We start from the raw sequence: 21,383 nt of genomic DNA on the forward strand, positions 1-21,383 counted from the left end.
TCATAAACTGTAAAACAAAATTCATGAAACAGATTAAATTTCTTTTGGTTGCTATGCTGATAGCTTTAGCAACAGTGGGATGTAAGAAAGACCACGAAGAGATTATTTACAAGAATCTTCTTGTTTCTTTTACTCTTCCCGAAAATGTTGAGGGTAACCTTGACAACGTAACGCTTAAGTTTGTAAACAAGAGCACAAATCAGGAGATTGTTCTGAATAATCTCAAAAGCAACGAGAAGCAGACAGTAAAACTTCAGCTTGGCAACTATGATATCAGCGCAGAAGGAAGCAAAGATGCTAAACACAAGTATAGTGCAGCCATTGAAAACTTCGCTATTACAGAAAAGCTGACAGAACTTTCCATCGATCTTAAAAGAGAAATACCCGAAAATACCGTTGCGGTAAACTTTTCTTTCAGAATGCCTGAAGGGGATAAGAATATCTTGGATAACATCTCGCTTAAAATCCTTAACAAGGATACCGGCAAGGAGATTCTAATAACAGGTATCAAGGGAGATAAGAAGGTAGAAGAGCTAATCCCTTATGGTGTGTACGACATCACGGCAGAGGGTAGCGTTAAAACAACATACACATACACAGCTTTACTTTCCAACGTGGCTATTACTCCGAAGAGTGATAATATCGTAATGGATATGTTGCTTAGCCATACAGGTAGTACATTTGTGATAAGTGAGATATTTTACAGTGGTGCCACAAATAATGAGACAAAGAAGTCTTATAACTTTGCGCACTACCTTATTCTCCGTAACAATTCGGATGTAACTCTATACGCAGATAAGCTGGTTTTTGTAGGGACTGCTTCAAACACTAAGATCTCAAGTGATAAGTATCGTGAATATCTGCCTAATGAAGTTGTCGCAGACTTTGCATTCATGATACCGGGAGATGGGACAAAGTATCCTGTGGAACCGGGTAAGGAGATTGTGATCTGTATGGAGGCTAAGAATCATAATGAGATTGCAAGCAATGCTCCGAACTTGTCGAAGAAAGCAAACTTCGAGTGGTTTGAGCCTAATGATCTTTATCAGTTAACAGACAATCCTGATGTTCCTAACATGGAGATCATTTTCAAAACGAGTAGAACTATTACAGCTTTGCACTCAAGAGGCTTTACATCTTACTTTATCTTCAAGTTGAACATGAGCAAGGAGGAGTTGTTTGAGAAGCATGCAAAGATGTTCCCATTCCCTAATCCTACTATTCCTCCCATTAAGAGACCTGTAATTCCTACTTCTTGGATATTGGATGGTGTGGAACTTTTCAACGCTGAAAACGGTATAACAAAAGCATTGCCATCGTCTGTGGATAAGTCTCATACTTTCTGTTCCGAGACAGGTAAAGGATTCACCATACAGCGTAAGACAACAAACAAGGACAATCGCGTTGTATGCGTAGATACCAACGACTCTAAGAATGACTTTCAAAGAGATAAACCATCTTCTCTTCTGTAAGTCGGGATAATCTATTTAACTAACTCATCGAGCTGCCACCTCTTTCCAAATAAAGGGAAGAGGTGGACTTGGCTTAAATAAAAAAGATATGGTATTGCCGAGACTCGTTCATCCAAACAGAAGAATAATATTTCTACTGCTGTCAGTCTTACTGGGAGTTTCATCTGTATCTCAGGTTTCAGGTCAGCAGAGGAGTTCTGCCTCTCTTCCGTCTACTCTTGATTGGACTTGGAGAAGCGATTCTCTGCATTATCTTGTGGGTGAGCAGCTCCGGCTGCCCTCTCTTCTTGTTTTTGCTCCTAAGGGAAAACCATCCGATGTAGGAGTCTCTTATATCTCAAAAAGCTCTTATCCGAGCATCTTATCTTCTATTCCAAAGAGGGAAGATTCTTATCTTCTTTTTGCTCAAGGAGCAAAAGATAGCAGGCTGTTCTCCTTGAGAGGAATGGCACAATTCAGAAAAAAGAGAGAGCAAGAGCTATCGCACAATTTGAGCAATCACTCGGATCGTTTCTATCCATTCATTATAGCGGATACCGTAAGGCAGAATGCAAACTCCGAGATCTATACTCTCTCTTTTGATGCAGGATATAAACTGAATCGTCTTTTTTCTATCGGTCTTTCTGCCGGATACGAAGGAGAGATTCGGTATAGCAGGAAAGATCCGCGAGTTCAAAATCTATCTTCCACCGTTGATGGCGCATCTTCTGTAAGTTTGAATCTTAATCGTTTCGGCATCTTAACGGCAGGAACGGTAATACAAAAGGAGATACAGCAACTCAGTTATAGTGTTCTGGTGCCGCATTCATCCCAGCTCATTTATATCATGAGACCTCTTGGAGAGTACAACTTCAGGTATTCAGGGAAAAATGATAACGGAGCTTACCGCCACAAATACACGGCTCTTTCCGGACGGGGAGCATGGATATTGCCTTCCCGAAATGCTTTGCTCGGGTTCTCTTACCTCCGAACATCTTCCCGTTTAGAGACGAGAGACGCCGGTGTTTATCTCAGTGAACTTAGAGGGCGAAGCATCAGTACCGATTTTCAGGCAGATATTTGGTCTTGGAGCAGATCCCGTCTATCCCTGCACGGAACATACACAACACAAACCAAAGAGGGAGAAGAGAGAATCTACAAGAGGGTTCAGATAGACGAATACAGCTCTTTGACTAAACCGGTATTAGTCGCTTCTCAGCAGAGTTATGCCGAGTCTCAGTATGATCTAACTGCCGGAATCAAGTGGCTGCAACATTTTCAAAACAGCATCTTTTCCACATCACTGGACTACGAGAAACAGCACTTTAATGCTCGTCATCTTAGTGAACCTCTTTTTTCATCCTTTGATAAAAGCAGCCTTTCTCCGGTATTGAGTCTGCGCTGGAAGAACCGGAACCAGACACTGTACAGCCATACAATGTTCAGAAGCAGGCATCTTATCTCCGGACAACATGAACAGAAGCTCAATAAAGAGCAGCCCACATATATAATAGAGCGAGATCGTCTGCTCTTTAGGCGTGGAGCGGATGATGCTTATGCTCTTCAACAAGAGTTTCGGCTACCGGTCGGAGCGAAAAAACAAAATGCTGTGGTCTTGGGAGGAACAGTGCAGATTTTGCATTGGAGAGGATTAGGACAGACTCTCGAAGGAACGTGCAACATTGCATATTCATTCTAACTGCCCGAAGACTCCCAACACATTTTTGTATTCAAAGTTCATCACTTATCGTGTATTTCAATCACTTTTATGTCTAATGTTATTGAGTGTAAGCAGCTATCCCATGCTTACGGCAAGCGTATCATCTACGAAAATCTCAACTTCTCTGTTCCTCAGGGACGAATCATGGGATTATTGGGAAAGAATGGAACGGGAAAGACGACAACCATAAACATTCTGAATGGTTACCTGAAGCCTCTTTCCGGATCGTGTACCATTTTTGGAGAAGAGTGTCACAGACTTACTCCTGCTACTAAAGCCCGTATAGGACTTTTGATAGAGGGACACGTTCAGTACAACTTTATGCGTATGGAGCAGTTGGAGCGTTTTTACAGCGCATTCTATCCGGCTTGGAGTAGTGAGATATACCATACACTCACTTCCAGACTAAAGGTCAATCCTCGCCAGACCATAGGCTCAATGAGTAACGGTCAGCGTTCTCAAGTGGCCCTTGGTGTAGTATTGGCTCAAGAGCCGGACCTGCTTATCCTTGACGACTTTTCGCTCGGATTGGATCCCGGTTACCGCAGACTCTTTACCGATATACTGAAAGAGTACACCGCAGGAACACAGAAAACCATCTTTCTGACCTCCCATATCATACAGGATATGGAGAGACTCATAGACGATTGTATCGTAATGGGATATGGAGGTATCATTGTACAGAAGAGTGTCGGCGAGCTTATGGAGAGATTCAGACGCTATACCTTTGAGTGGCATCATGACGATCTGCCACAGCATGAAGCGTTTTATCAGCCGTCGAGGCTGTTAAGTAAGCGGGTCGAACTCTTTAGTTTCTTACCCTCTCAAGAGATAGAGCCGCTTCTTACTACCCTTTCCGGAGGAGAGAGGGTCATAGTAGAAGAAGAGCGTAACCTCTCATTGGAAGATATCTTCATAGGTCTTACCGGTAAATATTAACACAAAACAAGATGAATTTATTTCGTTCCTTACTCTATAAAGAGTGGATTAAAACCAGGGTAACCACTGTGGTTCTTTTCCTTGCCGCTCTTCTTTTTCTTCTCTATACACTGTACAATTTTCATAGAGCACTGCGCATACAGGATGTTGCTCACTTATGGGGCGTGATGTTGGAGAGGGATGCCATTTTTGTGGATCGCCTCAGATATATTCCGATGATTCTTGGATTTGTTCTTGCCACTGCTCAAATGATTCCGGAAGTACTGCAAAAGAGACTCAAGCTGACACTTCACCTGCCTCTTTCAGACATAAGAAGCACTTACTATATGTTGGCTTATGGAGCAAGTTTTATCCTGTTCTTTGTTCTATTATTGTTTTTGGGATCTGCTGTTTCTTACGGAATGTATCTTCCCTCAGAGCTTTTAGGGCGCATTCTCTATTCTCTTATCCCCTGGTGTATGGGTGGTTTTTCTTCCTATTTTCTCACCTCTTGGATCATTCTCGAAGGTAATATGCGTATGAGAGCTATAGCTCTTCTTATTTCTGTGGGGCTTCAGAGTCTCTTCTTTTTGGATACCGCGCCCGAAGCCTACACAATTGGAATGTTGGTTGTGCTTTCATCTATTCTCCTGTTTACGGCTCTTTTGCCTCTCTATGCAGTGTATCGTTTCAGGAGAGGATATGTCTATTAGTGTTCCTGTATCTTTCAAAAAAGACTTAGTATCATCATGAAATATATAAGATTCATACTCATACCTGTTGCCATATTGCTGATGAGCTATTTTTTGCCACTGCTCTATGGTTATCTTTTTACTCGGTCGGATAAAGTCCCATTCGTTCTGTACAGTGAAGTGGAACAGACTTTCGTAAAGACCGAAGTGCAGGACGATAAACTTCTCAGAAGTACCATAGACGGGGCAAAAGAGTACACGGAGGCAGAGTTCGACAGCATCCTCCCCACTTTTTATGCAAGACAGCTGGTCGCGGATAATCGCTTTCCGGACACACTGCTGGGTAGAAAGATCAACTTCCAGGCTGTCCGAGCCACCAACTTTATTCACAGATTTTCGCCTAAAGATATAAATAGGACACCTCCAAAAGCCTATCAGCTGATCGAAAGTGCCTCCGGACGTGTCAATCTTAATCCGGCAGAAGATATTTTTGTATTTAGGAACAACAAAATTTGTTTCATCAATGGCAAAACAAATGCCCTTGATGAAGAAAAGAACGAACGCTTCAACTCCGTTTTTCTGAACTCCAATATCTCATTTCCCATATACAAAACAGCCGGTGACGGAAACGCTCGAAAGGAGTATGACGAAGGTTATCTCCTGCTCGACTCCAAAGGTTCTCTCTTTCACTTCAAGCAGGTAGAGGGAAAACCCTATTTGGAGCAAATTGCCACAGAGAACCTTTCTGCTCCGATTCTATATATGGAGCTGTGCGGATTTACAGACCGTTCCAAGCTCGCCTACATCTATACCGAAGATGGAGCACTCTACTTCTTGAAGCATCAGCCATACTCGTTTCAGAAGGTGGATCTACCCAAACTCAAACACACCCAAGAAGGCTGGATGGCAATAGGGAATATGTTCTACACTACTTATCGTATTCAGCAAAACGATGGCGTCTCCTTTATTGCCATAGAGACCGAAAGTGGCAATCAGGTGGCGAGTCATACGATCAAGTTTGAGACGGACAGGGTAGAGCAGATCGGCAAAATCCTTTTTCCTTTTCGTCTTACTTTCTCTTCGGGAGAGAGTACACACATCTATCCGAGGGGCGAATTCGGCAATCTTTACACCCTTGCACTCTCTCTTCTCCTGGCTCTGATATATTTCATCCGGTGTAGAAAGCGAGTTACCTTACCACTCTTAGCCCTATCTTCCGCCCTGATTCTATTATCCGGAATTTATGGCTTCATGGCATTGATATTATTGGGAAAGAGATCTTAAATTTTCTTTGTCGGATTGCTCTTTAGTGGTTCACAAGGAACTCTCAAAAAGGAGTGTTTCCGGAAAGTCATCGGTCAAGAAAAATTATTCTTTCTTGACCGATGACTTTTTTATTAGAAGAGAATAATGAAAAAGGAAAACATCGTCTCTCAACGAGCATATTCTTTCGGCTTAACGTGTTTAATTTTTCAATGAACACGTTTAGTGATTTCATTAAACACGTTTACCGGATTCGATTAACGTGTTTAGAAATTTTATTGATGCTATTGATTATTAGAGAGTTAGCGTTTTTCTCTACAAAAAGAGCATTTTTGTCTTAGATTTTGGATTAGTTTTTATTTACATTTGAATGGCTTTAATTTTTGCTTTGTTAACTCAGGAGAGAGCGATCAGACGCCCAAAGAAAAAATTTTTCTCAAGTTTTGAAAATTCTATATTGTTCTTATTATGAGTTTATTAAGCTTTCAGAGCTTTTTTCCTCCTGTTCAAATTGAGATAAGGATAATCTATCTAAGAAAATTCTAAAGTCTAATTTTTATATATTTCATACTATGAGAGCTCTCCTTTTAATCTTCTCTTTATTTGAAATTTATTGCTATTGCTTTGGGTTTGTAGGAGAGAACATATATAAGAGAAAAGTTTGAATTGGAATAACGTCGTTATGTGATTAATAATAGATAGTATTTTGGGATATTTGAAAAATATTTAATTTTGTCTGTGGCATGCTTAAACATTCAGAGAAGCTAAAAGTGTCACAGAACATTGAATTGGCAAAAGATTTTTATACCGTAATCTATGAGAACTAATAGAGCTTTTAAGTGGGCAAGAAATATAGAAGATGCAAGAAAATACTTATTTGAAAAGGCCAAAAAAAACTTAGAGTGTGGGGATTCTTTGGCTAAAATCTCTTTGATTTTTATCATTCTGTCTTCTGTGTTTGATTTTTGTGTTTTTAGAACAGATAAGCTGTTGTTTGATTTTTGTACTGAATCACAAAAAATTTCTTTAGGCTTTAGTCTGTTATCTATAGGTACTCTTCTGTTGTCATGGCTTTGCTTTCTTCGATTTAATAAGTTTTATCGTAAAGCTAAAGAGATTGGAAACTTTGAACTTATTTATAATGTATCTAACAGAAGAAAAATTGGAGAGATTGTTTATGAGTACTTACCAGAATTCGTAAGAGATGCCGATATTGATATCTCGTCTTTTTATGAGAATAAATATTTTGATTCTCCCAAAGAATTAAATGCCTATCAAAATATTTCTTATAGAATGTTGGAGAACTGTGTCTTTAACAAATATCTGTACGGAGAGATGTATCGAGTACGAAAGAAGAGATTGATTTTCTTTTTATTCATTGTATTCATTCTCCTTTTCTACATTCTCATGTTCTTCAAATCAGTAGATTGTTCTATGCTATTTATTTATGTAGTAGGACTTATAGTGGTTTCTTCATTTTCTTTCAAATTTTTAGAAACATTTTTTTTACTTAGGCATATTGTTCATTCAATGGATATTTTAATCAAAGAATTGCTTTCTGGTAGAATTGATACGAGTGAAAAATTTTTGTATATCTACGGTCTCTATTCTGAGATTAACTTAAAAGCCCCTATTATCAAAAAAAATCTTTACGATAAGAATAGGGAAAAGTTGAATAAGACTTGGCGGGATATGAAAGAAAATCTTTCACTAACAAATACTTCTTTTGCATTAAAAGAGGTATTACCTATTATTAAGAGATTACTTGATGATAATGGAGTAAAATGGGCAATAACAGGATCAGCTTCAAAGTTTTTAAAAGGACAATATAACTATTGTAGCGATATAGATATTTTGTTATCAGACTATAAAGACTGTCCCAAAGTGAACGAGTTGTTAAAACCTTTTTTGGTGGAAGAGATTTGTTTTAGTGAATCCAAGGATATTCGATCTTACTATGGGAAATTTAATATAGGAGGGATAAATGTGGATGTAATGAGTGAAGTACAGAATCTCACAAAAAAACGAGGATGGGTCTCTCATCCTCATGTAGAAACCCATAAGGAGCATTTTTATGGTTATTCTTATAGGGTTACTTCTTGTCGTTTTGAGAAAGAGGTTGATGAAATAATTAATATGAAAGATTATGGGAAATAAAATTTTTCTTTGCAGGATTCAAGAGTATAAAAGGGATTTCGAAATTTACTCCTATTCCTGTTTTAATGCCTTTAATAGGTTGAAAAAGATTGAAGAAAAGAGAAGTAATAGGATCAAAGCTATGAATGTCATCTCTTTGATTTTATCCATTCTGGGCATAAGTGCATTTATAACACAAGTTATAGATGGTTTGAGTAGAGAGTGGAGTCTTTTTATGGCAACGATGTTAGGACTAATATCAATAATCTTGAATTTGCTTTCCTTGTTACATCAGTATCAAGAGCAGTCTAAAGAATATTTTTTGCGAGCAGAATGGGTAAATGTCCTTTGGAAAAAAGCTCGGAATATTGAATTTCTTATACAGTCCGAGAAAATTAGCGAGGAAGATATAATGAAGAGCATTGAATATTTTCAGGGAGAAGCGGAAAAATACGCTCTTAAACCTCTTTATATTACGGCAGAGGATTATCAGATGGCAAGAGAACAATTGGATAAAGGACAAAAATCTTATACAAGAGAAGAACTGATAAATTAATTGTAGAGATGAAAAGAATAACATTTGAACTCATTCAACATACCCCTATCATTCATTTTCAAGCGGATGATAGCGGGGCAACGCTTCGTGCATCGGAGGTGAAGCCAAAGTTGGATAAATACTTGATGCGTAAGTTTCAGAAAGAAGGGCTTGATAGGAGTCTGATTGATAAGTGGAGTATTCCCGGGCAAGAAGCATTCAACTATAAACTTAGTTTTAGGCTAAAAGAAGGATCTTCTATGGAATATTATTTGCCTGTAAGTAACATGAGCAAAAAGAACATAGAGGAACTTCAAAAAAGAAAAGAGCTGAAAGATATCAAGATATTATCTCCATCTCCTTTTTTTGCTAATGAAGAGAAGTTGAAAAAAGGGCAGGAAAAGTTTTTGGAGTTGAAATTGGCAATACTATCCAAAGAAAATATAGAAGGAGATATATTTTCTAAGCATGAGGATCTGTGTGATATAATTAAATTGCACTTGGAAGAGTTCTTTTTGCTACATAACTTCGGGATGAGACAAACGAAAGGTTTTGGGAGCTATACCATATCTTCAATACCCGGTATGAGGATTGCTAAATCTCAGAAAGATATTGCCCAAAGGATGAAAGATATTGGCGTGGTAGATTGTTTAGAAAGCAAAAGCAATGATGTCAGGTATCAATTTGGACAGATTGCAAAATTTCATAACAAGATTAAAACTGGAGCAAGGGGGACAATCTCGGAACTCAGATACTTTTTCCATGAAAAAAAAATAGAGTGGGAAAAAATATTGGAGTTAGAGATGCTCAATCGTCCTCAGGAAAGTAATAGCCGAATATTTCCTGTACGTTATATTCGCGCATTGTTAGGACTTCATGAGCATTTCGAGTTTCCCGATGGAAGAAATAATAAAAAGGTAATTAGGGTATCTCATGATAAAATAAATCGTTTTGCCTCTCCAATAACTTATAAGCCTGTTGGAGGAATTATTTACATAATATTGGGAGAGATCCCCAGTGAAATGCTTGGTGCAGAGTTTATATTTTCGACCAATTCTGTTTATGATCAAAGCATACTTACCCCTGAGGCTTTTGATCTCGCTGATTTTCTAAGTTTTATTCAAGATGATAATTTAGTAGATGTAAAAGAACTATTATGATATACACAGCAATAACAATAGGTCCGATATGTAAGACTTTGTCAAAGGCTCGTAATACGAAGTCTTTTTGGAGTGCCAGTTTTATGTTCTCTTGGATTATGCGAGAGTTGCTTGAGAGAGTACCAAAACAAGAAGGCATTGAAATCCGTTCTCCTTATTATTCAAGCGATATCAATACCCCGAAAGGTGTTGGCTTATTTCCGGATAGAGCATTTATCGAGGGGGAAGTCAAAGGTTTCGATAATATTAAAAATGAAGTTTTAGAAGAATTGGCTAAAAAGTTTCAGGGAGCAGAAGATATTGTGCCTTACCTTCAAGAGTATATTTCTATCTCTCACATTCAGGTAGATTGTCAAGATCAGGCAGGAATTTTTCTTGAACTCAATCAATATTTGGATACCCAAGAGTTAAGACAAAAAGCCGTAACTTCTTCTTTGGATTGTATTTCCGATTTCTTGAAAGGAAACAATTGTTTTATCCGAGATGAGTTTGAAGGGAGACCATTCGCATCAATATCTGAAATAGCAGTATCCGGTTGGTTAACCCACGATGAAGTTCTTAAATACCTAAATGGGGAACAAGAGGTAGATTATCAGAGAATATCAAAGGAAAGAGATGACTTCCTGAACTGCTATAAGTACATGGCTATCGTAAAAGCAGACGGAGATAATTTTGGTTCCTTTATTAAGGGGCTATCTTCTAAAGACATGGAGAAGTTCTCTAGAAGTTTTTTTGAATTCTCAACCAATGTTACTCAAAAAATAGAAGCAGCAAAAGCCGTTCCTATTTATATTGGAGGCGATGATCTTTTCTTCTTTGCTCCAATTCTTGAAAATGGAGAAAAGGATGTTTTTGACCTTATAAATACGATAGATGGATGTTTCAAAAAGTTCTGGGAGAGCCTTAAAACTGAGGAAAATCTTTCCATGTCTTATGGGGTAAGTATTTTTTACTACAAGAGTCCAATGTCCGAAGCTATGGATGTTGCTACAGAGATGCTATTTGGAAGAGCTAAGAAATACGAAGAGAAAGATCGTGTGGCAGTATCTATTCAAAAGCATAGTGGAAGAACCATAGAGTTTCTTTTGCCTCACAAGGGTACGACTAACGGTGATTCTGACTTGTATAAACAAGCTTGTACTCTAATGAAAGAGTTTAAAGAAGACGAGGCTATGATTGATGGCTTTGTTCATTGGCTCGATGAGATGTATGATTCTGTAATTGAACCTATCTTGATGGAAGAGAAAGATGAAGACTTAAGAAAGAAACGTTTAGAGGCTCTTCGCAAAAACTTCTTCAATGAGGATATTCATAAGGAGAAGGAAACATTCTTAAAAAAGATATTTGACTTTATCCATCAAACCTCTCTTTCAAATGATGTCGTCTTTTTAGAGAAAGAAGAGCGAAAGAAGATGCTTTATGGTATCCTCAGATACTGCCAATTTATAACCGATAAAGAAGAAAGATGATATGTACACTTATTTAGTCAAACTGACCCCTATGGAAAAGTTCTTCTTTGGGCAGAAGAATACATTTGAGGAGGATAATGTCAATTACTTTGTCCGTTCATCTCATTTCCCACAACAAACATCGTTATTGGGATTATTGCGTTATCAGCTTCTTTTGGATGCGGGATCTGATATATTTTCAGATAACAAGATTGTAAAAGCAACTGAAGCAGTCAAGCTAATAGGCAAACAAAGTTTTTCTCCTTTCTCTAAGGGAGAGGGCTTTGGAGTTATAAAAGGGCTATCTCCAATTTTTCTTATTGATAGCGAGGAGAGTTACTTCCCGGCAGGAAAAAGGTATCAGAAAAAGGGCAAAGATAAGCCATATGAGGTTTTATCTCTGTTTTGTGAGAGTAAGCATCCTTTCTTCAAAGATTATTCTTCTAAAGCAGGGCTACCCGATATGTGGATAAACTCTAAGGGAGAATTGCTGGATGAAGATACCCTTTTTGTAGAAGATAGCCGTGTAGGTATTCGTAAGAATTATGAAGGTAACACGGATGACAACTCTTTCTTTTATGAAACATTCTATCGTTTTAATAACGAAAACGGCAAGCGCAGTCTCTGTTTTGCTTTTTATTGTGAGCTTGAAACGGAAAAGGAGTTTTCTAATCGAATAGTTCACTTGGGAGGAGAGAGACAGCCATTCTTCATGGAAGTTATAAAAGTGAATGCCGCAGAAGGATATAGTTCTAAGACAGGGGCAATAAAGTATGAGAAAGACGAAAACTATTATACTGTCATGCTTCTTTCGGATGCTTATATCGAGTCGAAAATTGTGGATGAAGCATATTTTGCAGTTACAGAGATAACCGAATTTGCTTGTCTTTTGACTACGACTGAACACACAAAAAGATTTTATAATAGGAATAATGAGAGGAAATTGTCTCACATGGAGGACAGAGGTAGTTCTGTCAGTAACAATATCTCTGTCAGTAAAGAGATAGAGTTATATGCCAGAGGTTCTCTCTTTTATTTTGAAAATAAAGATGCAGCAGAAGATTTTAAGAGAGAAGTAGAGTCTTCTCATTTTCGTACCATAGGATACAACCACACAATTATAATCCCCAACAAATAAATAACAGAGATACAATATGAAAACAGCAGTATACAAGATACAGTGCCTTACTAATCTTCATGTTGGTACAGGCGGAGCAAACTATAACGCAGTGGATAATGTAGTACAGCGAGATGTTACTACCCATAGACCGTGCATATACTCTTCCAGTTTGAAAGGAGCATTGAGGCAGTTCTTTGATTCTCTAAAGGCTCAAGATGTAGATATAGATATAGATTACATCTTTGGTCCCGATAATACCAGAACAAACAACAAGGGAGGAGAAAATAAGATAGGGAACTTCAATTTTTTTCAAGCCAACTTAGTAGCCTACCCGGTTCGAGATGATCAGGAGAAGGGATATAAGCTTTGTTCTTGTGGAGAGTGGCAGGAGAGTATAAGAGCGCTTGGAAAAAACTTAAATACAGAAATATCCTTTCCGTCATACGAAAGAGACAACATTCCCAATGATACTCTTGACAATCTTCCCATTATTGCCAGAAATAAATTGGAAAATGGCGAGAGCAAGAATCTTTGGTACGAAGAAGTGGTACCGGCAATGTCTGAGTTTGTTTTCTTTGTTACCTATCCGGGAACAGAAGAAAAAAATTTTGACAAATTCAATGAACTGCTTACTGCGGAGGGTTCTCTTGTTCAGATAGGAGCCAATGCCTCTATTGGTTATGGTTTTTGTAAAATCGAAAATATCACCGGTCATGATAACAAATAAAAAAGAGATACAGGATCTTATCCCTATGGCGATGGTGGCGATAGAGAAAGTGGGCATAGCTAATGAAGATAGAGAGATAGAGGATGTATATGAAGGGTATATCAATGCCCTTGGTCCAAGTATCTTGCAGTCCGGACTTCTGCCCACACTTGTTTTCTACAATAAAGGCAAAGGTGGAAATAGTGAAGGAGAACTATGTTTGTGGCTAAAGGCTCTCTATTATATGGATCTTTCGGAAGAAGAAAGAAGAAATATCCGGGATTGGCAACATGTAGAACCCACAGAAATCATCAGGAAAGTAATAAATGGTAAAGGGGGAGAGATAAAATCCATTTCTGTAGCAAGAGAGTGGGAGAAAAAGATCTTGCAGTATGTGATAGCACTAAAGCTTGCCACTCGCACCTTTATCATTAAGGAGAAGAAAGAAAGGAGGTCGGAATGAAAGATTTCATAAACTTTGGCAAGTGGTACTATCGTAACTACTTTGATACATTGAAATTGGATAATGACGGAAAATTATTAGACACAAGCCGGTTTAATAAGGGTACGGATGAACTTTTAGGGCGCAAGCAATTCCCAAAGTTTGAAGAAAATATCACAGATGTCTCTTCTTTCGATCTTACCACATCTTATCCCGGACTACTTTGTGGCATTGGGTATCATCACGAAATCAATAAACCTAAAGAAAATAAAGGAGCCGGGAGGAGTCGCCGTAATGAAGGTCAAAAAAAAGAATCGGGCGACTTCTATCAGTTGGGTATGTATTTCGATTACACTTCCGGTCTGCCCGTTATACCCGGATCTTCCATAAAAGGAGCGTTAAGGTCTGCCATCGAAGAGTGGGACTTTTTTGAATATAAGGAAGGAGACGAACAAAAAGTGTGGAGCGGTTGGGAAAAAGAAGAGTTTATAAAAGAGATCTTTGAAGGTGAAGGGAAGTCTATCTACGATAGGGATATTTTTCTGGATGCTTACCCTGTCTCCGTAAGTGGTGATTCTTCTCTCTTTGGAGACGATTATATCACGCATCACGAAAATCCATTAAAAGATCCCAATCCGGTACGTTTCCTCAGAGTAAATCCCGGTGTTACTTACCGGTTCCGCTTCCTATTCAGGAACAATGGCACTTTTACGGTGGAAGCTAAGGAAAAACTGTTCCGGGAGATCATACTGACGTTCGGACTCGGAGCAAAAACCAACGTAGGATATGGACAGTTTACAGATAAATAGTCCTGATACCGGTATTACAGCAGAAGAACTTCCTATATTTCTTCGGGAGTTCTCTGCTTACCATTTTCGGGTAAGGTTTGTAGCACAAAAGGATGTGGAGTTTAAGGGTAAATGGTACTTCCTGCCTCGCTTTGCTTTGGGCAATGCTCTCAAAAACAGCAAAACCTTTTCGCATCTCTACTCCGATCTTTTCAAGCCGGAGAGTACAAAAGGAGAAGAAGAGAAGGCATCCACTATCTCTTCCCGGATCGTTATCCGTGCCGACAAGCCCAATCGGCATCGCATAGCTCGTAGAGAGCCGTTGGATCTCTATATCACCATAGTGGCAAAAGATGCCGCACCGGTGGATGAGTTCCTTCGTTTTCTTCCCGAATGGCAGAAGTACAACTTCTTTCACGAGAATCGGTTCTCTTACCACTCCTATCAGCTGCTCGACCCGACCACGGACAAGTATCAGACCGATCTGAAAGCAGAGAATGCTCGGCTCGATATCCGTTTCTTCTTGAAGCATGCACCGAAATGGGAAGATATCCTTACCATTCGCTTCCTTTCGCCCACGACGCTCAAGATAGACCATATCCTTACCGATCTCATTCCATATTCTCGTCTCATGAACCGGGTATCTCGGAGACTTCACGACCTCTACCGGCACTATCTCCTTACCGATGAGCGCATGCAGATAGAGCCATACATCTTTCCGGACAGGGACGATCTGCTACTCTCCCAAGTAAGCATGCCGCGTAAGTCTACCATAAAGGAGAACAGACACTACGATATGTCCGGTATTTTGGGACAGCTTCACTACCGCACTCCCTATCATCCTGTTGCCGCTGCCATGCTGGCTGTGGCTCATTGGGTGCATATCGGCACTCACACCGTATCGGGTAACGGACAGATCGTAGCAGAGCAAGGAGATTCCCTTAAAGAGATGTCGGTTTCTTCTTTCCGGGAACGGAAAAGAAGCCCTCACTCCTTTGCTCTTGTTGTTATAGAGGAAGAGGGTTCTGCTATCGGCATAAGCAGGGATACTATACTGATTCGCAAGGATAAACGGATAGTGAGAGAGCTGCCGGCTCCGAAAGTAAGGGAGATCTCTATAGAGGCAGAAGGTGTTACTCTAAGCGGTAACATGATAAAGTACTGCTCCAAGAACAATATCCTCATTCTTCGGAACGGAGAGCCTTTACTTCTTGAATAGGAATTTTAGATAGCCGGTGGGATATCTTTGTTATTCAAGAGAGTATAATCTTTCTATGAGATATATTGACGACATATGCGCAGTTATATATCGGTATTTTCGAAATTATTTTGCTTGTTTATAATCAGAGAGTTGCGAATTTACTTTTTTTGTATATCGTTGATAATCAGATTGTATCTATACATATTCAGTCAGTAAGACTATCAAGACCAAATTCAACCTTTACATTCACAGCCTCAGATAGACTGTATCTATACATATTCAGTCAGTAAGACTATCAAGACACCGCTAGCGATACGAAACAATCTACTACTTGAATTGTATCTATACATATTCAGTCAGTAAGACTATCAAGACAATTCAGCAGATACGGTAACATTACTCTCTGGCATCTGTATCTATACATATTCAGTCAGTAAGACTATCAAGACGTTCGGGGTCTGGAATCTTCTCAAATTGAGCACTGATTGGTATCTATACATATTCAGTCAGTAAGACTATCAAGACGCAGTTACAGTTACATCACTTGATGGCATCACAAAACTGTATCTATACATATTCAGTCAGTAAGACTATCAAGACGCGCTTTTTGCAGAAGTGTTATATGGTCGAAGGGTATCTATACATATTCAGTCAGTAAGACTATCAAGACAGAAAGGAATGAGTGGCTTCAAATGGAATTTTCAGCCTTGTATCTATACATATTCAGTCAGTAAGACTATCAAGACGCAAGATCCTTCTTCTTGATAATCAACTCAAACTGCTGTATCTATACATATTCAGTCAGTAAGACTATCAAGACTTCTCAGTCCACTTCACGAATCTCCAGCCTTGAGAAGGTATCTATACATATTCAGTCAGTAAGACTATCAAGACTCAACTTTTACCGTTTCATCTTTTGAAAGAGAATTTGTATCTATACATATTCAGTCAGTAAGACTATCAAGACTCAGAAGAGAGGTTAAGACCTTCCGGTAGATTTCCGTATCTATACATATTCAGTCAGTAAGACTATCAAGACGTTGAAATCACGGGGGCAAGATCCTTCTTCTTGGTATCTATACATATTCAGTCAGTAAGACTATCAAGACAACGATAGCCCAAGTTATCGGAGCTGTTCCCTCAGCTTTGTATCTATACATATTCAGTCAGTAAGACTATCAAGACAGAGAATCTCTACTCACACTCTGCGCAAAACCCTTTCGTATCTATACATATTCAGTCAGTAAGACTATCAAGACCAAACTCAGCCGATACTCTCACATTGCTTGATGGCATCTGTATCTATACATATTCAGTCAGTAAGACTATCAAGACTGAGAAGGGGATGCGTTAACCGTTACCTGAGAAGTATCTATACATATTCAGTCAGTAAGACTATCAAGACGTTCCCTCAGCTGAAAGTTGGAAGGAGTAGTTTTCGTATCTATACATATTCAGTCAGTAAGACTATCAAGACAGAAGCATCAGATTTATCTCTGATGGTTAATACGACAAGTATCTATACACATTCAGTCATTAAGCCTATTTACATCAAATTGATAAGTCATAAAGTTGAGATAAAAGGGTTCAGAAGAATGATTGAAAGGGGATAAAAGATGGGGTGAACGTGTAAAGAGAGGGAGATGAGGGCTTGAATGGGAGAAAGCAAGGCTTGAATGGTACAGATCGCGGTTTGATTTTTAGAAATCAAGCCGCGATTTCTTTTTCTTAATCCGTTCAATCAAAGATTTAGACGTGATCAGAGAAAGTTTTTAAGCCGTATATTGTGTTTCGGGAAAGGGGAGAGAGGGTGTCGGAGGGCGCTCTGTCGGTTAGGGGATGAGGCATGGGAGACAGGGAGAGCATTTTGATTTTTGCTTCCGGAAGTCGGTTTTTAGTCGTATTTTTGTGGTAGAATCAAAAAAACAGAGAGAAAGATGCAAAAACCATCCATACCCAAAGGAACAAGGGACTTTCTTCCTCACGAAATGGAGCGGAGAAACTATATATTCGAGACCATAAAGAGCGTGTTTCACAGCTTCGGTTTCCGTCAGATAGAGACGCCTGCAATGGAAAACCTCTCCACTCTCACCGGAAAATATGGAGACGAGGGGGATAAGCTGCTGTTTCGTATCTTAAATTCGGGAGACTGTCTGGCGAAGTTTACGGACGAGGAGCTTTTGGCTAAGAACTCTGCCTCTTTTGCCGCCAAAGCGTGCGACAGAGGGTTGCGCTACGACCTTACCGTGCCGTTTGCCCGCTTTGTGGTGCAGCACCGCAATGAGATAACGCTGCCTTTCAGACGCTATCAGATTCAGCCCGTATGGCGTGCCGACCGCCCTCAAAAGGGGAGGTATCGGGAGTTTTTCCAGTGCGATGCGGACATGATCGGCTCCGACTCTCTGCTCAATGAGGTGGAGCTGACGCAGATTATAGACACGGTCTTCACGAAGCTCGGCTTCCCGGTGCGCATCTTGCTGAACAACCGAAAGATTCTTACCGGTATTGCGGAGTACATCGGGCATGCGGACAAGATCATAGACATTACCGTGGCGATGGACAAGACGGATAAGATCGGATTGGACAAAGTGGTGGAGGAGCTGAAAGAGCGTGAAATCTCCGATGCCGCAATAGAGAAACTGATGCCGATACTGCGCCTTAGCGGTGGCAACAGAGAGAAGATTGCGGTGCTTCGGGAGGTACTTGCAGAGTCGTCCACAGCTATTCGGGGCTTGGACGAAGTGGAGTTCATCCTCGACAAACTTGCCCTTACGCCGTTGAAGAATGAGCTTGAGCTGAATCTGACACTGGCTCGCGGGCTGGACTACTATACGGGTGCGATATTCGAGGTAAAGGCTGTGGGTGTGGAGATGGGCTCCATCACCGGTGGCGGAAGATACGATAACCTTACCGGGGTGTTCGGTCTGGACAATATCTCCGGCGTGGGTATCTCTTTCGGGGCAGACCGTATATACGATGTGCTGAATATGCTGGATCTCTATCCGAAAGAGAGTGCAAGAGGCACGCAGCTGCTATTCATCAACTTTGGCGAAAAGGAGGTGGATGCCGTGCTGCCTGTATTGAACATGCTGCGTATGCAGGGTGTGCGGACAGAGCTATACCCGGATGCCGCCAAGATGAAGAAGCAGATGAGCTATGCCGATGACCTTAACATCCCGTTCGTGGCGTTTGTGGGGACAAAAGAGCTGGAGAACGGCGTGGTGAACATCAAGGATATGAAGAGCGGAGAGCAAAAAGACTATCCGATGGATGAGCTTGTAAAGCTTTTCTTATAGATCGCATCTATAACCCTATATATATTATCTGTTGAACGGGTTGATGAGTATATCTAACTTTGTTTTGCAATAATACAGATGTCAGTAAAATTATAAACCATAAAACAATCCAACTTATTATGACACCAATTTTGAACACAACATTTCCTGAGTTTAAGCTGAACGCATACCAAAACGGCGAATTCAAAGTGATTACCAATGAAGATCTTAAAGGTAAATGGTCTTTGGTGGTTTTCTATCCGGGCGACTTCACATTCGTATGTCCTACCGAGCTTGAAGACCTTGCGAACAAGTATGAAGAGTTTAAGCAACTGGGTGTTGAGGTTTACTCTTGCAGCTGCGATACTCACTTCGTACACAAGGCTTGGGCGGACGCTTCTGCTGCCATCAAGAAAGTGCAATACCCTATGTTGGCAGACCCTACGGGAGCTTTGACACGTGCGTTGGGTATCCTTATCGAAGAGGATCAGATGGCATACCGTGGCTCTTTCGTTGTGAATCCGGAAGGGGTCATCAAGATCGTAGAGCTTAACGACAACAGCGTGGGTCGTGATGCGGAAGAGATCTTACGTAAGATCAAGGCTGCACAGTATGTGGCTTCTCACGACGGTCAAGTGTGTCCTGCAAAGTGGCGCGAAGGTCAGCAGACACTGAAGCCAAGCATCGACCTTGTAGGTAAGATCTGATTCCGGAGCTTTTATGCTGTAGCCCGGTGGGCTGAGAGATGAGTCAAATACGCCCTCGACTACTATTTATTAGTCCGTCGGGGGCTATTTTTTTAGTCTGAAACAAGAAAAACAAAGAATATTTATACCCATGTTTGATAAAGATACACTTGTGCAGGTGGGCAGCTACTTTGCGCCACTCAAGAGGGAATATACGCTTTTGCTGAAAGCACAATCCTCTCATCCTTCGTACAACGATGCCAAGGAGATGATCGAAGAGCTTGCTTCCACATCGGAGAAGCTGTCGGCTGCGTATGAGGAGAGCGAAAACTTCCGGATAGATCTTTTGGTGGACGGAACACCTTCGGGCATCAGCTTCCGAGGCATACCGGGCGGACACGAGTTCACATCGCTTCTTCTCTCCATTCTTAACCACGACGGCATCGGAAAGAATCTTCCCGACGAAGGTGTCTGCCGCCGCATCAAGAGCCTTAATGGCCCGATAGAGCTGCGCACTTATGTCTCTCTTTCGTGCACGAACTGCCCCGACGTGGTTCAGACTCTTAATCTTCTTGCCATCTTCAACCCCGGCATCTCTCACACGATGGTGGACGGATCTTTCTTTCCGGACGAAGTGGAGAGTCTCGGCATAGCATCTGTTCCGACCGTGATGGCGGGCGACAAGGTGATTCATGTCGGCAGAGGAGACATGGCGACACTGCTGAACAAGCTGGAAGAGAGCTATGGCAGCACACCGCAAGAGTCTGTCGGAGAGCGGGAGGAGCGATCTTTCGACGTGATTGTCGTGGGTGGAGGTCCTGCCGGAGCCGCATCTGCGATCTACTCGGCACGTAAAGGGCTCAAAGTGGCAATCGTCGCGGAGCGTGTCGGCGGGCAGGTGAACGAGACCGTAGGTATTGAGAACCTCATCTCCGTGCCTTACACCACCGGCGGAGAGCTTGCGGGCAATCTTCGCAACCATATTGATGCGAACGACATATCGCTCTTCGAGGCTCGCACCGTGAAGAACATCACTCAGGACGGAGGCATATCGAGAGTGGAAACAACATCGGGCGAACTCTTCACAGCACCTGCTCTTATCATGGCGACCGGTGCTTCCTGGCGCAAGCTGGGCGTTCCGGGCGAGAAGGAATACACCGGCAACGGCGTGGCTTACTGCGCTCACTGCGACGGTCCGTTCTTCAAGAACAAGCGTGTTGCCGTGATCGGGGGCGGAAACTCCGGCATGGAAGCTGCCATTGACCTTGCAGGGATCTGCACGGAGGTTACCGTAGTGGAGTTTCTTGACGTGTTGAAAGCGGACGAAGTGTTGCAGAAGAAAGCGCAGGAAATGGGTAACATCAAGATCATCCTCAGCACTGCCACAAAGGAGATCCGCGGAACGAACGGCAAGGTAACAAGCATCGTTCTCTCCGATCGTGCCACCGGCAAGGAGACGGAGATCGCTTTGGAGGGTGTCTTTGTTCAGATCGGTCTTGCTGCCAATACTGCACTTGTGAAGGATTTGGTCGAGACCAATCCTCGCGGAGAGATTCTGATAGATCCTTCATGTCGCACCAATACTCCCGGCATCTACGCAGCGGGAGACTGCACCACCGTTCCCTATAAGCAGATTGTTGTGGCAATGGGCGAGGGAGCAAAGGCTGCACTCTCTGCTTTTGAAGATCGCATCAGGAGCTGATCCCTCTATCTCTCCGGGGAGAGTTTGAGATATTATTACAAAAAGCACCAAAGCTTTCGGCAGGAAGCTTTGGTGCTTTTTCGTAAAAGCCGTGTAATAAAAACTGTTTTGGTAATTATCGTTTTCTGTTTTGGTAATTA

The 21,383-nt window shown here is 41.1% G+C and carries 17 protein-coding genes and 1 CRISPR repeat array; all 17 genes read left to right on the forward strand.

Features of this window, described 5'->3' with window-relative positions:
• Positions 1-23 precede the first annotated feature (23 nt).
• The 17 genes from JT26_RS08465 to ahpF all read left to right on the forward strand — a co-directional run bounded on the left by JT26_RS08465 (position 24) and on the right by ahpF (position 21,243).
• Positions 24-1,472 carry a DUF4876 domain-containing protein gene (locus tag JT26_RS08465; protein WP_036848811.1) on the forward strand — a complete coding sequence of 483 codons (1,449 nt, stop codon included), beginning with the start codon at positions 24-26 and terminating at the stop codon, positions 1,470-1,472.
• A gap of 88 nt (positions 1,473-1,560) precedes the next feature.
• Positions 1,561-3,150, forward strand: coding sequence for a DUF6850 family outer membrane beta-barrel protein (locus JT26_RS08470; protein WP_036848814.1), 1,590 nt, complete (start codon positions 1,561-1,563; stop codon positions 3,148-3,150).
• A 69-nt stretch (positions 3,151-3,219) separates the two neighbouring features.
• The gene (locus JT26_RS08475) at positions 3,220-4,110 is read left to right on the forward strand and encodes an ABC transporter ATP-binding protein (RefSeq protein WP_036848817.1); all 891 of its coding nucleotides are present in this window, start codon (positions 3,220-3,222) and stop codon (positions 4,108-4,110) included.
• A gap of 11 nt (positions 4,111-4,121) precedes the next feature.
• Positions 4,122-4,802 carry a hypothetical protein gene (locus JT26_RS08480; protein WP_036848820.1) on the forward strand — a complete coding sequence of 227 codons (681 nt, stop codon included), beginning with the start codon at positions 4,122-4,124 and terminating at the stop codon, positions 4,800-4,802.
• A gap of 36 nt (positions 4,803-4,838) precedes the next feature.
• Positions 4,839-6,065, forward strand: coding sequence for a DUF4857 domain-containing protein (locus tag JT26_RS08485; protein WP_036848823.1), 1,227 nt, complete (start codon positions 4,839-4,841; stop codon positions 6,063-6,065).
• A 795-nt stretch (positions 6,066-6,860) separates the two neighbouring features.
• On the forward strand, positions 6,861-8,201 hold the full coding sequence (locus JT26_RS08490) for a hypothetical protein (RefSeq protein ID WP_036848826.1): 1,341 nt from the start codon (positions 6,861-6,863) through the stop codon (positions 8,199-8,201).
• A complete protein-coding gene (locus JT26_RS08495) occupies positions 8,191-8,736 on the forward strand; it encodes a hypothetical protein (RefSeq protein ID WP_036848829.1) in 546 nt (181 codons plus the stop codon). The genes JT26_RS08490 and JT26_RS08495 overlap by 11 nt, the downstream gene beginning before the upstream one ends.
• An 8-nt stretch (positions 8,737-8,744) precedes the next feature.
• On the forward strand, positions 8,745-9,875 hold the full coding sequence (locus JT26_RS08500) for a hypothetical protein (RefSeq protein ID WP_036848832.1): 1,131 nt from the start codon (positions 8,745-8,747) through the stop codon (positions 9,873-9,875).
• The gene (gene cas10 / locus JT26_RS08505; RefSeq protein WP_036848835.1) at positions 9,872-11,344 is read left to right on the forward strand and encodes a type III-B CRISPR-associated protein Cas10/Cmr2; all 1,473 of its coding nucleotides are present in this window, start codon (positions 9,872-9,874) and stop codon (positions 11,342-11,344) included. The genes JT26_RS08500 and cas10 overlap by 4 nt, the downstream gene beginning before the upstream one ends.
• A 1-nt stretch (position 11,345) precedes the next feature.
• Entirely contained in the window at positions 11,346-12,461 is a 1,116-nt protein-coding gene (gene cmr3 / locus JT26_RS08510; RefSeq protein ID WP_036848838.1) for a type III-B CRISPR module-associated protein Cmr3, read from the forward strand.
• 16 nt (positions 12,462-12,477) lie between these two features.
• A complete protein-coding gene (locus JT26_RS08515) occupies positions 12,478-13,170 on the forward strand; it encodes an RAMP superfamily CRISPR-associated protein (RefSeq protein WP_036848841.1) in 693 nt (230 codons plus the stop codon).
• Positions 13,157-13,612, forward strand: a complete 456-nt coding sequence (cmr5, locus tag JT26_RS08520; protein WP_036848844.1) for a type III-B CRISPR module-associated protein Cmr5 — start codon at positions 13,157-13,159, stop codon at positions 13,610-13,612. Before JT26_RS08515 ends, cmr5 begins: the two co-directional genes overlap by 14 nt.
• A complete protein-coding gene (cmr6, locus tag JT26_RS08525; protein ID WP_235300059.1) occupies positions 13,609-14,400 on the forward strand; it encodes a type III-B CRISPR module RAMP protein Cmr6 in 792 nt (263 codons plus the stop codon). Before cmr5 ends, cmr6 begins: the two co-directional genes overlap by 4 nt.
• On the forward strand, positions 14,378-15,598 hold the full coding sequence (gene cas6, locus JT26_RS08530; RefSeq protein ID WP_052110479.1) for a CRISPR system precrRNA processing endoribonuclease RAMP protein Cas6: 1,221 nt from the start codon (positions 14,378-14,380) through the stop codon (positions 15,596-15,598). Before cmr6 ends, cas6 begins: the two co-directional genes overlap by 23 nt.
• A 173-nt stretch (positions 15,599-15,771) precedes the next feature.
• A CRISPR array of direct repeats spans positions 15,772-17,132; the repeat unit is 37 nt; unit sequence GTATCTATACATATTCAGTCAGTAAGACTATCAAGAC.
• 385 nt (positions 17,133-17,517) lie between these two features.
• Positions 17,518-18,876, forward strand: coding sequence for a histidine--tRNA ligase (gene hisS / locus JT26_RS08535; RefSeq protein ID WP_036792093.1), 1,359 nt, complete (start codon positions 17,518-17,520; stop codon positions 18,874-18,876).
• 119 nt (positions 18,877-18,995) lie between these two features.
• Positions 18,996-19,562 (forward strand): alkyl hydroperoxide reductase subunit C, encoded by a 567-nt coding sequence (gene ahpC, locus JT26_RS08540; RefSeq protein ID WP_036792096.1) that lies wholly within the window; start codon positions 18,996-18,998, stop codon positions 19,560-19,562.
• 130 nt (positions 19,563-19,692) lie between these two features.
• A complete protein-coding gene (ahpF, locus tag JT26_RS08545) occupies positions 19,693-21,243 on the forward strand; it encodes an alkyl hydroperoxide reductase subunit F (protein WP_036848848.1) in 1,551 nt (516 codons plus the stop codon).
• Positions 21,244-21,383 lie beyond the last annotated feature (140 nt).

This window comes from Porphyromonas sp. COT-108 OH1349 (genome assembly GCF_000768755.1).
GTDB classification, from domain to species: Bacteria; Bacteroidota; Bacteroidia; order Bacteroidales; family Porphyromonadaceae; genus Porphyromonas_A; species Porphyromonas_A canoris.

Excerpts from the sequence above, each read along its gene's own strand:
- JT26_RS08465 (WP_036848811.1), top strand. The coding sequence starts at position 24 with ATGAAACAGATTAAATTTCTTTTGGTTGCTATGCTGATAGCTTTAGCA.
- JT26_RS08470 (WP_036848814.1), top strand. The coding sequence starts at position 1,561 with ATGGTATTGCCGAGACTCGTTCATCCAAACAGAAGAATAATATTTCTA.
- JT26_RS08475 (WP_036848817.1), top strand. The coding sequence starts at position 3,220 with ATGTCTAATGTTATTGAGTGTAAGCAGCTATCCCATGCTTACGGCAAG.
- JT26_RS08480 (WP_036848820.1), top strand. The coding sequence starts at position 4,122 with ATGAATTTATTTCGTTCCTTACTCTATAAAGAGTGGATTAAAACCAGG.
- JT26_RS08485 (WP_036848823.1), top strand. The coding sequence starts at position 4,839 with ATGAAATATATAAGATTCATACTCATACCTGTTGCCATATTGCTGATG.
- JT26_RS08490 (WP_036848826.1), top strand. The coding sequence starts at position 6,861 with ATGAGAACTAATAGAGCTTTTAAGTGGGCAAGAAATATAGAAGATGCA.
- JT26_RS08495 (WP_036848829.1), top strand. The coding sequence starts at position 8,191 with ATGGGAAATAAAATTTTTCTTTGCAGGATTCAAGAGTATAAAAGGGAT.
- JT26_RS08500 (WP_036848832.1), top strand. The coding sequence starts at position 8,745 with ATGAAAAGAATAACATTTGAACTCATTCAACATACCCCTATCATTCAT.
- cas10 (WP_036848835.1), top strand. The coding sequence starts at position 9,872 with ATGATATACACAGCAATAACAATAGGTCCGATATGTAAGACTTTGTCA.
- cmr3 (WP_036848838.1), top strand. The coding sequence starts at position 11,346 with ATGTACACTTATTTAGTCAAACTGACCCCTATGGAAAAGTTCTTCTTT.
- JT26_RS08515 (WP_036848841.1), top strand. The coding sequence starts at position 12,478 with ATGAAAACAGCAGTATACAAGATACAGTGCCTTACTAATCTTCATGTT.
- cmr5 (WP_036848844.1), top strand. The coding sequence starts at position 13,157 with ATGATAACAAATAAAAAAGAGATACAGGATCTTATCCCTATGGCGATG.
- cmr6 (WP_235300059.1), top strand. The coding sequence starts at position 13,609 with ATGAAAGATTTCATAAACTTTGGCAAGTGGTACTATCGTAACTACTTT.
- cas6 (WP_052110479.1), top strand. The coding sequence starts at position 14,378 with ATGGACAGTTTACAGATAAATAGTCCTGATACCGGTATTACAGCAGAA.
- hisS (WP_036792093.1), top strand. The coding sequence starts at position 17,518 with ATGCAAAAACCATCCATACCCAAAGGAACAAGGGACTTTCTTCCTCAC.
- ahpC (WP_036792096.1), top strand. The coding sequence starts at position 18,996 with ATGACACCAATTTTGAACACAACATTTCCTGAGTTTAAGCTGAACGCA.
- ahpF (WP_036848848.1), top strand. The coding sequence starts at position 19,693 with ATGTTTGATAAAGATACACTTGTGCAGGTGGGCAGCTACTTTGCGCCA.